Source organism: Agrobacterium sp. MCAB5, from assembly GCF_052114365.1.
GTDB lineage: Bacteria > Pseudomonadota > Alphaproteobacteria > Rhizobiales > Rhizobiaceae > Agrobacterium > Agrobacterium tumefaciens.
In genome coordinates this window covers 1-639 of sequence record NZ_JBFREP010000127.1, presented here as the reverse complement: position 1 = coordinate 639, position 639 = coordinate 1, and the positions used below count along the sequence as shown (strand labels likewise).

Here is a 639-nt window from a genome sequence, read left to right as displayed (position 1 = left end):
ATGCGCGGATCAGCGTTTCGCCGTCGATACGGTCGGTCTTCGCCCGGCGATGCCGGCGCGGCATGGCAATTGATGCGGCTTCTACAATGTGGCTCTCGATCCAAGCCTCCTTGCTGAGCACTCGTCCCAGCCAGAAGCCATCCAGCCCGATCGTGTCCCAGCGCGTGGTGTATCTGGATTTCATAGCCATCGGTGATTTCCGGTAGGGTCGGGTTGTTCAAGACCAACCTGAAGGACACCACCGATGACCGACGACATGATGAACCTGCGCTCGCTTGTTGAGAAGAGTGCCGATGCCGATTTGCTGCGCGAGATGATCGGCTTTGCTGCCGAGAAGCTTATGGCGCTGGAGGTCGGTACGAAGACCGGCGCGGGCTATGGGGAGAAGAACGGCTTCCGACTTGCCCAGCGCAACGGCTAGCGCGACCGGGATTGGGAGACACGGGCTGGCACCGTCGAGCTGCGCATTCCCAAGCTTCGCACAGGCAGCTATTTCCCGAGCTTCCTTGAACCGCGCCGCATGGCCGAAAAGGCTCTGACGGCAGTCATTCAGGAGGCCTACATCCAAGGCGTTTCGACCCGATCCGTCGATGATCTCGTCAAGGCCATGGGCATGAGCGGCATCTCCAAGAGCCAGGT

Annotated in this window: 2 pseudogenes; one reads left to right on the top strand and one right to left on the bottom strand. The window is 60.4% G+C overall.

Going from position 1 to position 639, the window contains the following annotated elements:
- A pseudogene (locus tag AB4Z23_RS27755) lies at window positions 1–148 on the bottom strand (IS110 family transposase); the annotation flags it as partial.
- Window positions 149–244: 96 nt separating this feature from the next.
- On the opposite strand from AB4Z23_RS27755, the pseudogene AB4Z23_RS27750 reads away from it, so the two are divergent.
- Window positions 245–639: pseudogene (locus AB4Z23_RS27750) on the top strand (transposase); the annotation flags it as partial.